Origin of the sequence: Mucilaginibacter sp. SG538B (assembly GCF_013376065.1) — a bacterium.
Taxonomy (GTDB): Bacteria; Bacteroidota; Bacteroidia; order Sphingobacteriales; family Sphingobacteriaceae; genus Mucilaginibacter; species Mucilaginibacter rubeus.
Genome location: NZ_JABMJI010000004.1, coordinates 335,745 through 352,612, shown reverse-complemented (window position 1 = coordinate 352,612; position 16,868 = coordinate 335,745). Strand labels below are relative to the sequence as shown.

Annotated in this window: 13 protein-coding genes; 7 read left to right on the top strand and 6 right to left on the bottom strand. The window is 43.8% G+C overall.

Annotated features, from left to right (window positions below; translation table 11 throughout):
- Positions 1-602: 602 nt before the first annotated feature.
- From FHW88_RS22505 to FHW88_RS22475, 7 genes are all read left to right on the top strand, one after another.
- Complete coding sequence (locus tag FHW88_RS22505; RefSeq protein WP_176627980.1) at positions 603-1,367, top strand: ABC transporter ATP-binding protein; 765 nt, start codon at positions 603-605, stop codon at positions 1,365-1,367.
- A gap of 141 nt (positions 1,368-1,508) precedes the next feature.
- Entirely contained in the window at positions 1,509-2,633 is a 1,125-nt protein-coding gene (locus tag FHW88_RS22500; RefSeq protein WP_090528984.1) for an ABC transporter permease, read from the top strand.
- 234 nt (positions 2,634-2,867) lie between these two features.
- Positions 2,868-3,605 (top strand): DUF2490 domain-containing protein, encoded by a 738-nt coding sequence (locus FHW88_RS22495; protein ID WP_176627979.1) that lies wholly within the window; start codon positions 2,868-2,870, stop codon positions 3,603-3,605.
- A gap of 404 nt (positions 3,606-4,009) precedes the next feature.
- The gene (gene eno, locus FHW88_RS22490) at positions 4,010-5,305 is read left to right on the top strand and encodes a phosphopyruvate hydratase (protein ID WP_090528991.1); all 1,296 of its coding nucleotides are present in this window, start codon (positions 4,010-4,012) and stop codon (positions 5,303-5,305) included.
- Between the two features lie 272 nt (positions 5,306-5,577).
- Positions 5,578-6,114: a signal peptidase II gene (gene lspA, locus FHW88_RS22485; protein ID WP_090528994.1), complete on the top strand. Its 537-nt coding sequence runs from the start codon at positions 5,578-5,580 to the stop codon at positions 6,112-6,114.
- Positions 6,115-6,267: 153 nt separating this feature from the next.
- Complete coding sequence (locus FHW88_RS22480) at positions 6,268-7,629, top strand: DEAD/DEAH box helicase (RefSeq protein WP_176627978.1); 1,362 nt, start codon at positions 6,268-6,270, stop codon at positions 7,627-7,629.
- Positions 7,630-7,792: 163 nt separating this feature from the next.
- Positions 7,793-8,116 (top strand): FtsB family cell division protein, encoded by a 324-nt coding sequence (locus FHW88_RS22475; RefSeq protein WP_254780129.1) that lies wholly within the window; start codon positions 7,793-7,795, stop codon positions 8,114-8,116.
- 79 nt (positions 8,117-8,195) lie between these two features.
- On the opposite strand, the gene FHW88_RS22470 is transcribed toward FHW88_RS22475, so the two are convergent.
- From FHW88_RS22470 to ahcY, 6 genes are all read right to left on the bottom strand, one after another.
- On the bottom strand, positions 8,196-8,618 hold the full coding sequence (locus FHW88_RS22470; protein WP_176627977.1) for an endonuclease domain-containing protein: 423 nt from the start codon (positions 8,616-8,618) through the stop codon (positions 8,196-8,198).
- A 228-nt stretch (positions 8,619-8,846) separates the two neighbouring features.
- Entirely contained in the window at positions 8,847-10,928 is a 2,082-nt protein-coding gene (locus tag FHW88_RS22465; protein WP_176627976.1) for a hypothetical protein, read from the bottom strand.
- A 182-nt stretch (positions 10,929-11,110) separates the two neighbouring features.
- Complete coding sequence (gene fabG / locus FHW88_RS22460) at positions 11,111-11,854, bottom strand: 3-oxoacyl-[acyl-carrier-protein] reductase (protein ID WP_090529006.1); 744 nt, start codon at positions 11,852-11,854, stop codon at positions 11,111-11,113.
- 136 nt (positions 11,855-11,990) lie between these two features.
- Complete coding sequence (locus FHW88_RS22455) at positions 11,991-12,518, bottom strand: hypothetical protein (protein ID WP_176627975.1); 528 nt, start codon at positions 12,516-12,518, stop codon at positions 11,991-11,993.
- A gap of 296 nt (positions 12,519-12,814) precedes the next feature.
- The gene (locus FHW88_RS22450; RefSeq protein WP_176627974.1) at positions 12,815-15,172 is read right to left on the bottom strand and encodes a TonB-dependent receptor; all 2,358 of its coding nucleotides are present in this window, start codon (positions 15,170-15,172) and stop codon (positions 12,815-12,817) included.
- A gap of 349 nt (positions 15,173-15,521) precedes the next feature.
- On the bottom strand, positions 15,522-16,838 hold the full coding sequence (gene ahcY / locus FHW88_RS22445) for an adenosylhomocysteinase (RefSeq protein WP_176627973.1): 1,317 nt from the start codon (positions 16,836-16,838) through the stop codon (positions 15,522-15,524).
- Between the last annotated feature and the right edge of the window lie 30 nt (positions 16,839-16,868).

Sequence of the window (16,868 nt, the reverse complement as noted above, 5' to 3'; positions counted from 1 at the left end):
CGCACTTGCTTCGCCTAATAAACCTAACGGCAGGGTGCCTTTTGTGTGCAATTTTGGATCACTAAACAACAACAAATAATGCCATGAAAACTTTACTTGCAATTCAATTGATCCATTTAGTTATGAAAGCCGCGGAACATGCCGTTGTTATCGTTCACTCTATCGGTCATTTAATAAAATAATTCCCGGCACCCCGAGGGACGGTTATTTCATCTTTGATAATCAATAATTAACCATACATGTTATCCTTTAAAAGGGTGAGCGTATGAAAAAAGGAGATGAAGTAACCTGGAAATGGGGAAAATCACAAGCTGAAGGCTATATCATTAAAAATACGAAAGGCCGGTAAGCAAAACTATAAAAAGTGCAAAAGTGAAATAAGGCCCCCTAACCCTGATAGGCGAACTTTTGCGGAGAGTATTACAAGCCTGGATGATGATCATCCGGGCTTTTCATTTTAAGACATCCGGGGGCCGGTACAGGGTTTTCGAAGATGATAAATAATATCAATTACCCATCGCAAAATTCTCTTTCACCGTAAAAATTCCGTAGTTCGCCGAAAAACTCATGGTTATTTCATGAATGAGATGCATTTTTACCCTATGACAAAACAACCTATCATCACTGTAAACAACCTGGTAAAAAACTATGGCGATTTTGCAGCCGTTAAAGGCATTAGTTTTGAAGTTTATGAAGGCGAAATCTTCGGCCTGCTTGGCCCCAACGGCGCCGGTAAAACAACTACTCTCGAAATCATTGAAACCCTTCGCGAAAAAACATCCGGCAGCATTATTGTTGATGGCTTTGATATTGAAACCGACGCCGATAGCATCAAAAAACGTATAGGCGTACAGTTACAAGCCGCCGGTTATTACCCCAACCTCAACCTGTCGGAGTTGATCGTACTGTTTTCAGGCCTGTACGGTATCGACAAAACACCTATGGAGATGCTGGAAAAAGTTGCTCTTACCGATAAGGCAAAGGCTAAATATAAAGACCTTTCCGGGGGGCAAAAACAGCGTTTTTCTATCGCCACTACATTAATCAATAACCCAAGGATCATATTTCTGGATGAGCCCACAACCGGCCTCGACCCGCAGGCCCGCCGTAACCTTTGGGATCTGATCCGCGAAATCCGCGACCAGGGAACCACCGTGGTGATCACTACCCACTATATGGATGAAGCCGAAGTACTATGCGACCGTGTTGCCTTTGTCGACGGCGGCTACATCATTGGCATTGATACCCCCGACCATTTTATCGACGAGCTTGTAGCCACAGGCTTTGAACGCAAAAAGCAGGTAAAACTGGCCAATCTGGAGGATGTATTCATTAATTTAACCGGCAAGGAATGGCGGGAAGGATAGCCCCCAGCCCCCTGAAGGGGGGAGCCAGTATGCAGTTTTGAGTTTGCAGTTAGCACTCTAAAATGCTCCATGCCCCAATGACGCTGACAGGCAAAATGACTCAATGACCTAATGACGCCTAATGGCAAATGACATAAAAGGATGAACAATAAATACAGCAATACAAAAGCAACCCTGGCCATTGCCAAAGCCAGTTTCCGGTCGATATTACGCAGCCCTTCGGCGGTGGTGTTTACACTGGCTTTCCCCTTGATATTTATCATTGTTTTTGCCAATATTGGGGGTGGCGGTATGTCGATAGATGTGGGCGTAGCCAAAGGCAGCGATACATCCGCCAATAACCCGGTTTACACTGCGCTTAAAAAAAACAAGATCATGCACCTTATCCATGATCAAACAGCTGATGAAATGAGCAAAAACCTGGCAAAAGGTAACCTTGATGCAATACTTGATCTTAAACCTTTTGCTCCACCAGCGTCAATGACCGTTCATGTACAGTACAGCCAGGCATCGGGCGATAAAGGAAGTGTATTAAAATCAGCCCTGAACAACATTTTTTATCGTATTCAGTCGGAAGAATTGAAACGCATTCAGTCGTACACCACAGTTAAAGTCCCCAACCTGATCGACCTTAAAGAAGAAACCATAAGCGGCCGCCCATATAAATACATCGATTTTATTTTACCCGGACAGTTGGGTTTTTCGTTGCTAAGCAGTGGTGTTTTTGGTACAGCTTTTGTATTTCTGAGCTTACGGTTAACATTGGTTATCAAACGCTTTTTTGCAACCCCGGTTAAACGTTACAGCATTGTTTTGGGCGAGGCTATTGCGAGGCTGGCCTTTTCCCTGTTAGGTTCGTTATTTATTATACTGGTCGGGCATTACATGTTTGGTTTTACGCTGATCCACGGTGTAACAACTGTATTAAATATGCTGGTACTTTCGGCCATCGGGTTGATCATTTTCATGGGATTCGGCTTTACTGTATCTGGCATCGCCAAAAACGAAAGTTCGGTGCCACCGCTTTCCAATATTATCACGCTGCCGCAGTTCCTGCTTTCGGGTACTTTTTTTTCAATCACCGCCTTCCCCAACTGGCTGCAATATATCAGCAAGGTGTTACCGCTAACCCATTTAAACGATGCTATGCGTAAAGTGGCTTTTGAAGGCGCTGGCTTAGGTGACGTTACACACCAATTACTGATTCTTTTTGCCTGGTTTATCGGAATTTATGCGGTAGCGGTAAAAACATTTAAGTGGGAATAGCAGGAAAGATGCAGGAATTTGAGATTTCCGAATAACCGCGCTTGATGCCTTTTTGCTTCGTACTACCCCCAATTTTAAAATCCAGACTTACGAAGTTTTAGAAACTTCGTAAGTCTCAACCATATTACCAACATAATCCAAACTCAAATACTTAACATTATGTTAACATTAACGGTGTTAATATTAACATTAAGATAACATTTAGGAAATATATTTGCAGAAATAATCTCTGCAATGACAATCAAGCCCGTCAATTCCATCGCTTTAGTGCTCTTTTTATTAACTATATGTTCAATTACTGTTAAGGCACAGGATTCAAAAGTAGGCACCTGGGGCATAGTAACCGTAGTTTTGCCGGGCGATAGTTCCCACAAATGGGGTGGTTACACCGAGTTTCAAACCCGTACCAATAATGTATTCAGCCAGTTTCAGTATTACGAGGTAAAGGCTGGTGTAAGTTATGATATAGACAGGAACTTTACCGCGCTTTTAGGTACCGGCCGCTACACTACTTTTGATTATATGGATATTGGCAAAGGGCCTACAACTACCGAAACCCGTTTTTGGGAACAGATCACCAGCAACCAGTTCCTGTACCGCTTAAAATTGGAACACCGCTACCGGGTAGAGCAGCGCTGGGTTAACGGCGATTACCGTAACCGTTTCCGTTACAGGCTAAATGTGTTTGTGCCATTGAACAAAACCAAAATTGAAGCCAAAACCTGGTTCATTTCTGTTTTCGACGAAGTATTTCTTAATAATAAGGTACCTAACTTTGAACGTAATCGGATATCAGCCGCATTAGGTTACCAGTTTGATAAATCGTGGATCTTACAGGCTGGCTGGATCAACCAATATAATTATTCGGCTGCTGCTAAAAGCGATAAGGACAATATCATGCTCATCCTGATGTATCGCATCCAGCGCAAAAATGCCGTGCAGCGTGAGCACGTCCCTACTACGAGCGATTAATCACTGTTGAGTGGGATGATTATGTTGATTTTATTTCTGGGATTACACTGATTCTTTTTCTGATTACACCGATTTTTTTTAAACTGAATTAAAAAACCTCCCCACGTTGCCGTGTCTCCACGGCAACCAAATTTCAAACCTTACATGTTGCCGTGGAGACACAGCAACCGGGGAAGCAAGGAAAGAAAAATCCTATAAATCATAAAAATCCACCCAAATCCCGGTTCAGACATCCGTTTTCATGAAAAAACCACTCATTCTATATTAATTTCATGTTAAATCGCATCATTAATTGCCTATAATCGTTACAAATACAAAATTTCAATTGCGTTTTCCTTATTTACGCATTAACTTAGCCGCCGTTATTAATAGTATTCATTCAAACCACACTCTGACAATTCACTATGAGCATAATAATTGATGTGCATGCCCGCCAGATCTTAGATTCGCGCGGTAACCCTACTATTGAGGTAGAAGTTTTAACCGAAAACGGCGCATTTGGTCGCGCTGCTGTACCTTCAGGTGCATCAACCGGCGTTCACGAAGCTGTTGAGCTTCGCGATAACGACAAATCAAAATACATGGGCAAAGGCGTTTTAAAAGCCGTTGAAAATGTAAACGAAGTTTTAGCTCCTGAATTAAAAGGTATCGATGTGTTTGAACAAAATGCTATCGACGCTTTGATGATTGAGATTGACGGTACCGAAAACAAAGGTAAAATTGGTGCCAATGCTATTTTAGGTGTTTCATTAGCTGTAGCTAAAGCTGCTGCCCAGGAAAGCCGCCAGCCTTTATACCGCTACATTGGTGGTGTAAATGCTAACACGCTGCCAATCCCGATGATGAACATCGTTAACGGTGGTTCACACTCTGATGCGCCTATCGCTTTCCAGGAATTTATGATCATGCCGGTTGGCGCTCCTTCATTCTCTGAAGCTTTACGTTGGGGTACCGAAGTATTCCACAACCTGAAAAAGATCCTTCACGATCGCGGTCTTTCAACTGCAGTAGGTGACGAAGGTGGTTTTGCTCCAACTTTTGAAGGTACTGAAGATGGTGTTGAAACCATTTTGAAAGCTATTGAAAAAGCAGGTTACAAAGCTGGTGAAGATATCTTCATCGCGTTTGACTGTGCTGCTTCTGAATTTTACAAAGACGGTAAATACGACTATACTAAATTTGAAGGCGAAAAAGGTGCTATCCGCACCAGCGCTGAGCAAGCTGATTACCTTGCCGAATTAGTTGCAAAATACCCTGTTATCTCTATCGAAGACGGTATGGCCGAAGACGATTGGGAAGGATGGAAAATCTTAACCGACAAAATTGGTAAAAAAGTACAGTTAGTAGGTGACGATTTATTTGTAACCAACACTAAACGTTTACAAAGAGGTGTTAGCGAAGGCATTGCAAACTCAATCCTGGTAAAAGTAAACCAAATTGGTTCATTAACCGAAACTATCAATGCGGTTACTTTAGCTCAAACCAACGGCTTCACCTCAGTAATGAGCCACCGCTCTGGCGAAACTGAAGATTCGACCATTGCTGACCTTGCTGTTGCATTAAATTGCGGCCAGATCAAAACCGGTTCGGCTTCACGTTCAGACAGGATCGCTAAATACAACCAGTTGTTACGTATCGAAGAAGAATTAGGCGCTAACGCCAAATTCATCGGTAAAGATTTCAAATACTTTAAAAAGTAATTTTTTGACGATGTGAAAGGCCATCTGTGTAAAGCAGGTGGCTTTTTTTGTTTTAGCTAAAAAAAGAGGGCCGTCACCCTGAGCCCGTCGAAGGGTCGCGCGCAGAGGCCTGCCCACATGCTTCGAGGACCTACCCATGACACCCTGATAGATGTGCATTGTTATAGTTATCTATCTCAATCACCTATTTTTTTATACCTTTGCCTCCTGCAACTAAAGCCATATAATTAAACTAAGGCAACCACGTTATAATAACTTGTTAAAATAAACTAATGAACAAAAAAGGGATTTTGAGGATATTGGGTATAGTGCTGGTATTAGTTTTAAGCATCGGGCTTGACAGGGTTACTAAAATTTACGTTAGGGAGCATATTCACATCAGCGATAACATTTTTGTTATCAAAAACTTTTTCACCATTCTGCATGCCGAAAACACGGGAGCTTTTTTAAGTCTTGGCGATTCGCTGCAAAACCCATGGAAATTCATCCTGCTATCATTGCTGCCCTTACTGGCCCTTGCCTTTGGCGTTTTTTATGTCATGCTAAAACCATCAATAGGTAAATTAACCACCACAGGTATCGTTTTGGTTATTGCCGGTGGCGCAGGTAACCTCTACGACAGGATGCTTTATGGCAGCGTAACAGATTTTATGCACATGAACTTCGGAATCTTCCAAACAGGCGTATTTAATGTGGCCGACGTATCCATTATGATAGGTATGGGCTTAATCCTGCTGGAATCATGGCAAAAGGACCGTAAGGCCAAAAAGGAACAAGGAACTCCTGATACCGAAACGCTGGCAGCCTAATCCAGTGTAGTTCTTGCTCTTAAAAATTTCTTAACAATAAAAAGCGTATCTTTGCAGCTAATTACCCGTTCGCTTACGGTTTTGAGCCCAGCAAACTCTTCAGATCCGCTTATGCTTTCGCGTTAGCACATTATATATTACAAACAATCAAGAATGTCATTCGAAAATTTAAATTTAATTGAGCCAATCCTCAAGGCTTTAAAAACAGAGGGATATACCACACCTACTCCAATACAGGCACAAGCCATTCCTATTATATTACAACACCAGGATTTATTGGGCTGTGCCCAAACAGGCACCGGCAAAACCGCGGCTTTTGCTATCCCTACCCTGCAATTATTACACCAGGACAGGATAGCCCACAAAGAGCAAAAAACCATTAAAGCATTGGTTTTAACCCCAACCCGCGAGCTTGCCCTTCAAATTGGTGAAAGTTTTACCAATTATGGCAAACATACAGGCCTTAAAAACCTCGTAATATTTGGCGGCGTATCACAAAACCCTCAGGTTGATGCTTTGCGTCGCGGTGTTGATATTTTAGTGGCAACCCCGGGGCGTTTGCTGGATTTAATGAACCAGCGTTATGTTCACCTGGAGCATGTTAAATTCCTGATACTGGATGAAGCCGACCGTATGTTAGATATGGGCTTTGTTAACGATGTTAAAAAGATCATAGCTAAAGTACCGGCAAAAAGGCAAACACTGTTCTTTTCGGCCACCATGCCAAAAGAGATCCAAAGCCTGGCAGATAGTATCCTGAATAACCCCGAAAAAGTTGAAGTTACCCCGGTTTCATCAACTGCGGATACCATTCAGCAAGCAGTTTATTATGTGGATAAGGGAGATAAGAAATCGTTGCTGATCCACATCCTGAAAGATAAGGACATTAAAACCGTTTTGGTATTTACCCGTACCAAACACGGTGCAGATAAAGTGGTTAAAGACCTGAACCGTGTAGGTATCACTGCCGAAGCCATCCACGGTAATAAATCACAAAATGCAAGGCAGCGTGCTTTAACTAACTTTAAAAACCGCACAACCCGAGTATTAATAGCTACAGATATCGCGGCCCGTGGTATTGATATCGATGACCTTACCCATGTTATCAACTATGAGTTGCCAAACGTACCCGAAACTTATGTACACCGTATTGGCCGTACAGGCCGGGCTGGTGCCAATGGCATAGCATTTTCATTTTGCGATGCTGAAGAGCTGGAATTTTTGAAAGATATCCACAAGCTGATAGCCAAACAGATCCCGATTGAGGAAGGGCATCCGTACCCGCTTAGTCCAGCAGCTATGGCAGCCAAAATAAACGAAGCGCCTAAAAAAGGTGGCTCAGGCGGTGGTCAACGCGGTGGTGGTGGTCGCGGCGGTAACCGCAGGTCTGGAGGGGGCGGCAATAATCGTTCGGCAGGCAACAGCCGCTCCGGCGGCAATAAAAGATCAGGCGGCAGCCGTTCAGAGGCTGGTCGCGGTGGCGCCAGCGGTATGAGTGGAGCTAAAAGAGGATAAATATTAAGTTGATTAAGTGAATGGTTGATTAAGTGAGTAGTTATAATCTCCGAAAACCAACCACTCACCTAATCAACTCAATCAACCATTCACCGCAAAAAACTTTCCTGTTAATAAGTTAATAAGCATATTTGTAACGGTCGAAAAAATTAAATAGCTTTAAATGAAAATTATCCAGCCGGTATCAATGAAACGCCTTATAGATCTTTTCAAGAATAAGTTTTTCCTGGTTACCATTGCTTTTGTGGTGTGGATGATATTTTTTGACAGGAACGATCTTTTTTCGCAATACCAATACCACCAGCAGGTTAAAAAACTAAGGCTCGAGCGCGATTTCTACAAAGCCCAAACCGACCAGGTGACCAAAGAGCTTAAAGAATTGACCACCAACCCCCAGCAAATGGAGAAATTTGCCCGCGAAAAGTACCTCATGAAAAAAGCCAATGAGGATGTTTACGTGGTGGTGCCTGAAAGTAAGGATAAGTAAATGACGAAATACGGAGCTTTAAAGAGCGCCGGACTGTGCGATTCCCTCCCCTCGGAGGGTGTAGGGAGGGGTTTCTACATCAATCCAACAATGTTCTATCAAAATCTTTCGGCAGTTCAATCGAAGAGTCGTCTTTCACAATCTCAATTATCATCCCTTCAATAGCCCGTAATACATTAGGCAGATCATCTTTTACATCCGCCTCGGCGAACCTTAAAAATTTAACACCGAAGCTTTCTAATTTCGCTTGCCTGACATCATCCTTAATCAAAACATCTTCATAATTATGATACCGCCCATCTACTTCAATTGCCAGCATTAGTTCCTTGCAATAAAAGTCGACTATATAATTATCCATACAACGCTGACGATCAAAGTCGAAACCCAGTAGCTTATTTTCTTTTAATTCATTCCGTAGGAGAACCTCGCCAAAAGTCATCTCTTTACGAAGTTTTCTGGCGATTGCTTTTAGTTTGGGGTTGTATGGGATGATTTTAACCATTTTTTTATCGTTTTATGATAATTATTCGAGTCTTTTTAATTCCCTCCCTTGGGAGGGGTGCGGTGGGATTGCGCATTGGCAGGGAGAGGTTATACGCTATTCCAAACGGGTAAGTATATCGATGAAACCCCTCCCTACACCCTCCCAAGGGAGGGAATCGCACGGGTCCCCGCTTTTTTTCCTTCCCTTCCCTGCCTCTTACTTCTTACCGTCTTGACTCTCTCTCCTCTAAACTTCTCCTTCCCGCCTCCTCAAAAACCACTCAGTTGATAACAGCAGCAGGATCAATACAAACAGCCATTTCAGATCTATCAAATCGCTGTAATGCTTATCTTCATAAACCACCGTTTTGATATTCTCATTTTTGCGGATCAGGTCGGCAAGCTGGCTTAGCTGCGATGGTTTGATCATTTGCCCGCCGCTTTGTTTGGCCAGGGTATTAAGCAAGGTATGATTAGCAGCGCTTTGACGGGTTTCGAGGTTAAGTGGTTTTATGGTGAATTGCCCGGTAGCTTTAAACTCCTGTTTGCCGTTTTGGGTTGATGCGTTGTAGGTGTATTCGCCTATGGGGAGGGTGCCTGCATCAAGTTGATAGCTTTGCCCGGTACGTGTAAACAGGAAGCTATAGTTTTTTCCGGCCGTGCTTTTCAGCTCTATCTTTACATCAGAGGTATTGATCAACTCAAGGGCTTCATTATATAATTCGGCATTAAGGATCACGTTTTCCCCTTCATCAAATACATTACGGGCCGGATAAACACGAAAACGCTGACGGTTTGCATTGGCAGTTAAATACTGTACAGTTTGGCTCAGCAATTCGTCAATAGCGTTGCGGTTACCATAGTTTTGATATTCGGCCAGTTGCCAACGCCACAGACCTTCACCGGTTAATACGGCGATACGCCGGCCGGCCTCATCGCCAAAGGCCAGTAAAGGATAGGTAGTAGCTACAGTCCCAATCTTTTGTTTCAATAAAACTGAAGCACCGGTAGCGGTTCCGTAACTGCCGAACGGCGCTACTAATGGCGGAAAGGCGGCAATCTTTTTTTGCGCCGAATCGGAGAGGGTGAAAGCCGTAAAATCATTGGTTGGCAGGGGCATCACTTCCTGCGTTTCAGCACGGCCTGCGCTTATGCGTACCGTGTTTTGCTCGCTGTTAACGGCCTGCAGGTTACTTTGTGAACCAATGATATACCAAACCGGTGTTTTGCTCTTAGCAATAAAACTTTTCACCGGCGGATATTCGCCTGCCGAAAGCTGGTACAGGACCACCAGGCTATAATCTGCCGGTTTAATGCTTGAAGCATCAGCAAGCGAACTTGCCTTTACCTCAAAGTTCTTATTGGTTTCGATAGCCTGTTTAATCACCGTTAAATCGGGATGCGGACCGTTGTATAACAGCAGCACCTTTTGCCGGGCATCAAGCACCTCCACATAAATAGTTTCGGTATTGTTTTGGATGGACAGCTCGTTCTTAACAGGAGCAATGCTGATAGTATATTTTCTGATGCCTTTTTTAGCAGCGTTCAGCTTTATGGGGACGATCTTTTTAAAATCGTTCGCGGTTACCGCAATGCTTTGGGCGTACACCTGTTTACCATCTTCGGTAACCGACAGGTTCATACTTTCGCCCTTGCTTTGGTAAGCCGTGGCAAGCACTTCTATCACAAAATCGTTCCCTAAAAAGGCCGTTTTGTTATAATTCACGTTGCCGATGAGCAGGTCGCGCTTGGCTGTGGTATCGCCAAGGGCTATGGTGTAGATGCTGGTTTTGATATTCCTGGCCTCATACTGCGGATCATTACCCTGGTTGTATAAACCGTCAGTTGCCAATATCAGCGCGCCGATGTTTTGATTAGTGAACCTGTCGTTAAGTTGGTGCAACGCACCTGCTATATCGGTTTGCTTACCATTAATTTTTTTTGAAAGGCCGGAATGCAGGCCTTTATCAAAGTTAAATTCCTGCACATCATACTTGTCGCCAAGTTCCTGTTTTAGTTTAGCCAGATCATCGACAAAGGCAGATGGTTTAAAACCAGCCGGTTTAAAGGTGTTAACAGACGACGAATTATCCTGGACGATAAGCACTAAAGGCTTTTGCGGCTCATATTTAACCGTTTTTACCAGGGGAGATATGAGCAGCACCGTTATAAAAAACACAGTTACCGCCCGGATAGCGGCAAGCACATAGCGTAAGTTTTTACCAAGATCAACCGGCTTGCGGTACATGAGCCAGGCATATGCCAAACCCAGTAATAAGCCGGCAGGCAACCACCATCCCGAAACAGAACCCCATGTAAGTGAAAACATTTGTAGCTATAGTATCGTCAGGGCGCAGATCATCCGGCCCAATAAACATTACCTGCAAAATGCGAAATTATTGTGAAAGGAGGGGAATAAGTTTTAAACCTCACCCAACCCTCTCCAAAGGAGAGGGCTTAAAAGCTTTTTCAAGTCTCCCCTTTTGGGGGAGATTTAGAGGAGGTGCATTCTTACAACATACCACCATCAACAGGGATAACCTGTCCGGTAATGTAGGCCGCCATATCAGATGCAAGGAATACACAGGCATTGGCTACGTCCTCAGTTTCACCGGCGCGTTTAAGCGGAATACCTGCTGCCCAGCCTTCAACAACTTTAGGGTCGAGCACTTCGGTCATTTCGGTACGGATAAAACCTGGTGCAACCACGTTGGTACGGATGTTACGTGAGCCCAGTTCTTTAGCTACTGATTTAGAGAAACCAATGATCCCTGCTTTTGAGGCAGCATAGTTGGCCTGGCCGGCATTGCCCTGCACACCAACAACCGAGCTCATGTTAATGAATACACCTTTGCGGTTTTTCATCATGATTTTTGAGGCAGCCTTGGTAACATTAAATATCGATTTCAGGTTTACGTCAAGCACTTCGTCCCAGTTTTCTTCGGTCATGCGCATCAGCAAACCGTCTTTAGTGATACCGGCATTGTTGACAACAATATCAAGCGTACCGAAATCAGCAACAATATCGGTAATCAATTTATCAGCTTCATCAAATTTGGAAGCATCAGAACGGTAACCTTTTACTTTAGTGCCGAAACTTTGCAGCTCCTGCTCAAGGGCCTGGCCTTTTTCAACAGACGACAAATAAGTGAAAGCTACATTAGCGCCATGCTCGGCAAATTTTTCGGCAATCTTGCGGCCTATTCCTTTTGACGCGCCGGTAACCAACGCGGTTTTTCCTTCTAATAATTTCATAATTAAAGTATATGATTTCAGGGCGGTGAAGTTAGGTATTTAGTTGGAAAGTTGAAAAAGTCCATGGTCGATGGTCCATAGTCCATGGCACTTAATTTTGGCTATGGTCTATCGACTATGGGCCATCAACTAAAAATCATTTCAAATACTCCGCTGGTATCGGGTTATCCTTGCGCTCGCCATCATAAAACCAGGCGAGAATCCAGAAACGGGTGCCATCGTTAAATAGTTCAATGCTGTTGATGCCGCGCTCGGTTACCGGCCCATCAGCTGTGTTGCGCGATTCGTAGGTGCTCCATACATGGTAAATACTGCCAAATTTTTCAACCCGCCGGGCTATCTCCCGCTCGTCAAAACCATTTTTTGACAATGATGGGTCGGCCAGTTTGTGGTATTCCTTCAACGTCATATAGCTGAACTGCTGTTTGCCTTGTTTATCGGTATAGCCTGCACCAACATGGGCATTGGCAATATGCAGCAAGCTATCGCGCTCATACCTTACCTTTTCGCCTTTCTTAACAGTAACTACACCATAATAGGCTTTCATGATACCGTCAAGAGTACTTACATTATCTCCGTATTTGGTAATAACCTGCGAGTGCGCAGGAAAAGTGATAGCAATGGTAATTATAGCGATAAGCAGCGGCAGGATATTCTTTTTCATGCGGATGGCAATTTTGTATAAATCAGATTTTAAATGAATTAACAAAAAATATCCGGAATATTATAAGGTAAAATAACCTAATGCGTCGACTTACCCGGGCATGGCTTAGAAGAAGCATTTTAAAATCCCCTCTGGAGAGGGGGCGCGATGGGTCGAGCGGTAGCAGGGGTGTGTTTCTATTGTAAGTTTATCAAAGCAGAGACACACCCCTCCACCCCTCTCGAGAGGGGAATCGCACACCCCAATGCTATAAAAAAGCATCATTCAAACATGGACGTTTGAACCTGCTTTTTCAATTAAAAAGTAGTATTCAGCGACACTCCATACGTGCGCGGGTTGCCTAAGTGTGTCGCGCCGAAATCATAGGCATAATCAATGTATTTTTTGTTGGCGATATTGCTTTCCCAAAAGAACAACCCAAACCTTTTGGTGCTTACACCTACCCTCGCGTTGAACTTGCTGTAGCCTTTTTGTTCTATCTGGTTAGCGAGGTCAAAATACTGATCGCCAAGATAGCGCCACTCGCCGCGGGCAATCAATTTGGTTTTCAGCGCACCGCCCAAATCATAGCCATATTGTAAGGCCAGCATACTGGTAATGTTCGGTGTATAAATTTGCTTGTTGCCCTTCAAATTCACCTCTTCGCCATTGCTGCCTACAACCAACGTAGTATAACGGGCGTGGGTATAACCAAAGTTGTAATCAAACTCCAGGCCTTTAATTGGGGTAGCGTTAATTTCGGCCTCTATACCTTTGCTGCTTAACTTGCCTGCGTTTTTGGTAATGGTAATAGCATCAGGCAATACCAGTGTTGGTACCTGGGCATCGGTAACGCGGGTATAAAATGCGGTTACGTTTACACGGAGGCGGTTATCTAAAAAGTCGTTTTTTGAGCCTATTTCAAAGTTGTTGCTGTACTCAGGTTTGAAAGAATAAAGCGGTGGAGATGACGGATCAGAACCCAACTCGGTAATGCCTCCCGCGCGGAAACCGCGGCTGTACGTAGCAAACAAATTACTGTGTGCCGATACATGGTAAGCCAAACTCACTTTAGGCGTAAAGGCTTTGTAATGTGCCGTTGACGAAGTATCCGAACGGGTAACCACCGGCTCGCCGCCATTTGGCAGAAACTCGCCCATTACGTTTTCTTTTTTATGCTCGTAGTCATAACGCAAACCCGCGGTGATGTCAAACTGCTCATTCACGGCATAAGTAGCCTGCCCGTAAACAGCTATGCCATAGTTCCTGTCGGTATTGGTATTGATACTGGTAAAATCAGTCATCGGCGAGCCAACAGCGCCGGCATCGTCACCAAAGTAAGTGCCCTGCCTGTTTGGCGCATAGTGATAAAAGCCATAAGTCCCGGCTGCCCATTTCAATTTTGAGGCAGATGAAGCCGGCGAAGTAAAGCGGAACTCCTGGATGGTGGTTTTTACTTTATTCCATTTGCCGCCATAGTTGTTTACGATAGATACGGCGTCGATAGGGGAAAAATCGCCATCGATAGGTGTGGTATAATAGCGGTTGTTTACCTGGTAAGATGTTTGCGAAGTAAAATTAAAATCACTACCGCTGTAGTTAGCCGTTAATGACGATTGGAAAGTATTATCAACCATTTTAGTCGTAGCGTTCTGGTTAACCTCAAAAGGATGACTTAGAGCATCATCAGGCGAACCGGCTAAAGTGAATGCGCCGTTGTTGCGGTTGTTGTAGTTTTTTACATTCAGAGTGAAAGCGAGCTTTGAAGTAGCCAAAAACTTTAGGTAATAGTTACCCAAAAAGTAATGTTGCTTATCGAAATGCGTATTGTTAAACGTATTGGTGTAAAAACCATTAAAACCTGAATAAATTCCGGCCACGCCTAAATACAATTTATCTTTTACTAATGGAGCCTTGATGCCCAGTGTATAGCGCTGTTGATTGTAATTACCCACATCAACACCGGCAAAACCGCTCAGGGTATTTGATGGCTGCCTGGTGATCACATTGATAACGCCGCCTGTAGCATTACGGCCGTAAAGCGTTCCCTGCGGGCCGCGAAGTACTTCTATCCTATCCACATCCAGCAATTGAGGAATATAGGTATCCAGCCCGTATTGGTTTACACCATCAACATAAGTTGCAACGGCGGGGTCATATGATGTGGTAACAATGCCGCGGATGCCGGTAACAGTACGGCCATCGCCGGGTGCTCCTGAATTTAAGTTAGGCACAATGGCGGTAAGGTCTTTCAGGTCCCAAAGCCTGTAATCCTGGATTTGTTTGGCCGAGAGCGTTGAAATACTGAATGGTACACGTTGGGCCTGTTCTTCTGTTTTTTGCGCCGATACTGTAACCTCATCCAACTGGTTGCTGGCATCATTCAACTGAATTGTTATTGGGCGACTGGTACCGATTATAATTACCGGGATATTTTTAGCCGCATAACCAACAGCGCTGATATGCAGGGTATATTTCCCGGCAGTTATGCTTTTTAAAATAAATTTTCCGCTTCTGTCGGCACTGGTTTGGTAATTGGTATTGAGCAAATACACCGTAGCGCCCGCGATAGGCTGGCTCTTATTATCGGTAACGGCGCCCGAAAAATCGCCCCTGGTTTGGCTCCGGGCCGATAGTGCAATAACAACGAGTAATAAAGTAAATAATTTACGCATAAGACAGGTATAAATGTGTACAGATCACACATTGTAATCGATTGTCAATATTAGCAAATGACAAACAATTAACAGTTACAGACACATAAATATTACTTAATTATGTAAAAAATATATTGTGTAATTGTAGTTACGCTTGCGCGGTTATTCAAGTGTAAATCACGTCTCAACCGCGACTTCTAAAACGGCTGATTATATTATGCCCGGGATAGTTCATCGAACTTATCCCATAAAATACATTCAATCATATAAATCAAAAAAGGCCGCATCGCAATTTGTGATACAGCCTCTCATATTTTCAAAGCAAAAACCTTTCAGCTTTCGCCTTTATACTTTAACCTTAAAAAGATTAATAACGGTAATATTCCGGTTTAAACGGACCTTCAACCGTTACGCCGATATACTCGGCCTGGTCCTGGTCAAGTACTTCCAGCTCAACACCAATTTTTGCAAGGTGCAGGCGGGCTACTTTTTCGTCAAGATGTTTTGGCAGGGTGTAAACTTTGTTTTCATAGGCGCCACCGTTTGTCCAAAGCTCTAACTGCGCTAAAGTTTGGTTGGTGAACGAGTTACTCATTACAAAGCTTGGGTGACCGGTAGCACAACCTAAGTTAACTAAACGGCCTTCGGCTAACACAATAACATCTTTGCCTTCAATGGTATATTTATCAACCTGTGGCTTAATTTCCACTTTGGTATTGCCATAAGCACCGTTTAACCAGGCCATATCAATCTCGTTATCAAAGTGACCGATGTTACAAACGATTGCTTTATCTTTCAACGCGCGGAAGTGCTGCTCGCGAACAATGTTCTTGTTGCCTGTAGCAGTAACCACGATATCAGCTTCAGTGATAGCAGTGCTTAGTTTTTTAACTTCAAAACCTTCCATTGCAGCCTGTAAAGCACAGATCGGGTCGATCTCGGTAACGATAACACGTACGCCGGAATTGCGTAAAGAATCGGCCGAACCTTTACCAACATCGCCATAACCGCAAACAACGGCCACTTTACCGGCCATCATCACATCGGTAGCGCGACGGATAGCGTCAACCAATGATTCGCGGCAACCGTATTTGTTATCAAATTTTGATTTGGTAACCGAATCATTAACGTTAATAGCAGGCATTGGCAGGGTTCCTGCTTTCATGCGCTCATATAAGCGGTGTACGCCGGTGGTTGTTTCTTCTGATAAGCCTTTGATAGCAGCAACCAGCTCAGGGTATTTATCCAATACCATGTTGGTTAAATCACCGCCATCATCAAGGATCATGTTAAGCGGCTGGCGGTCTTCGCCAAAAAATAAAGTTTGTTCAATGCACCAGTCAAATTCTTCGGCATTCATGCCTTTCCAGGCGTAAACAGAAATGCCGGCGGCAGCAATAGCAGCAGCGGCATGGTCCTGGGTTGAGAATATATTACATGACGACCAGGTAACTTCGGCACCAAGGGCAATCAGGGTTTCAATTAAAACAGCGGTTTGGATCGTCATGTGCAAACAACCGGCAATCCTTGCGCCTTTAAGCGGCTGGCTTGGGCCGTACTCTTTACGTAAAGCCATTAAGCCGGGCATCTCAGCCTCAGCCAGTTCAATTTCCTTCCGGCCCCACTCTGCCAGCGACAGATCTTTTACTTTGTATTTAACGAATGCAGTTTCTACTGATGACATATCGATTTTATTTTTGAGAGTGCAAAGTTA

Coding starts and splice junctions, on each gene's coding strand:
- FHW88_RS22505 (WP_176627980.1), top strand. CDS start 603: ATGACAAAACAACCTATCATCACTGTAAACAACCTGGTAAAAAACTAT.
- FHW88_RS22500 (WP_090528984.1), top strand. CDS start 1,509: ATGAACAATAAATACAGCAATACAAAAGCAACCCTGGCCATTGCCAAA.
- FHW88_RS22495 (WP_176627979.1), top strand. CDS start 2,868: ATGACAATCAAGCCCGTCAATTCCATCGCTTTAGTGCTCTTTTTATTA.
- eno (WP_090528991.1), top strand. CDS start 4,010: ATGAGCATAATAATTGATGTGCATGCCCGCCAGATCTTAGATTCGCGC.
- lspA (WP_090528994.1), top strand. CDS start 5,578: ATGAACAAAAAAGGGATTTTGAGGATATTGGGTATAGTGCTGGTATTA.
- FHW88_RS22480 (WP_176627978.1), top strand. CDS start 6,268: ATGTCATTCGAAAATTTAAATTTAATTGAGCCAATCCTCAAGGCTTTA.
- FHW88_RS22475 (WP_254780129.1), top strand. CDS start 7,793: ATGAAAATTATCCAGCCGGTATCAATGAAACGCCTTATAGATCTTTTC.
- FHW88_RS22470 (WP_176627977.1), bottom strand. CDS start 8,618: ATGGTTAAAATCATCCCATACAACCCCAAACTAAAAGCAATCGCCAGA.
- FHW88_RS22465 (WP_176627976.1), bottom strand. CDS start 10,928: ATGTTTTCACTTACATGGGGTTCTGTTTCGGGATGGTGGTTGCCTGCC.
- fabG (WP_090529006.1), bottom strand. CDS start 11,854: ATGAAATTATTAGAAGGAAAAACCGCGTTGGTTACCGGCGCGTCAAAA.
- FHW88_RS22455 (WP_176627975.1), bottom strand. CDS start 12,518: ATGAAAAAGAATATCCTGCCGCTGCTTATCGCTATAATTACCATTGCT.
- FHW88_RS22450 (WP_176627974.1), bottom strand. CDS start 15,172: ATGCGTAAATTATTTACTTTATTACTCGTTGTTATTGCACTATCGGCC.
- ahcY (WP_176627973.1), bottom strand. CDS start 16,838: ATGTCATCAGTAGAAACTGCATTCGTTAAATACAAAGTAAAAGATCTG.